Annotated in this window: 1 protein-coding gene; it reads left to right on the top strand. The window is 63.9% G+C overall.

Translation table 11 applies throughout. The annotated features are described in order from the left end of the window. Positions 1 to 73: 73 nt before the first annotated feature. On the top strand, positions 74 to 593 hold a 520-nt coding region (locus AB1460_RS38160), incomplete at its 3' end, for an IS630 family transposase (protein ID WP_368967482.1).

Below are 593 nucleotides of genomic sequence, written 5' to 3' on the forward strand. Positions count from 1 at the left end.
GTCCGGTTCTCGCATTCCTCGACGCATGCTGGAGGATGTCCGGCTACTTGCGTTGAACGCAGTGGACAGGGGTATGCATCCGCGAGATGCGGCGTTGGCGTTCGGCGCCGGCGTTTCCACCGTGTACAGCTGGCTACAAGCGCGGAACGAGGGTGGGCCTGACGCGCTGAAAGTGAAGGCGGCATCCGGACGTCCACCGCGACTCTCGGAAGAGCAGACCACACAGTTGTGGAAGCTCATTGTCGGCCGGGACCCGAGGCAGATGCAGTTTGATTTCGCCCTATGGACACGCGAGATGGTACGGGAGCTGATCCGCCGCGAGTTCGGGATCGAGTACACAGCCCAGGGTATCGGCAAGCTGCTGCGGCGGATGGGGCTCTCGCCGCAGCGCCCGTTGACGCGAGCATGGGAACAGGACCATGAAAACGTCGCACGGTGGAAGCAGGTCGACTACCCGAAAATCCACGCGGAAGCCCAGGTCGCGGGTGCATCGATCTTCTTCGGTGACGAGGCATCGATCCGGACGGACTTCCACTCCGGTACCACCTGGGCGCCGGTCGGCCAGACCCCGATCGTGCGCGGCACCGGTAACC

Source organism: Parafrankia sp. FMc2 (assembly GCF_041008525.1).
Lineage (GTDB): Bacteria > Actinomycetota > Actinomycetes > Frankiales > Frankiaceae > Parafrankia.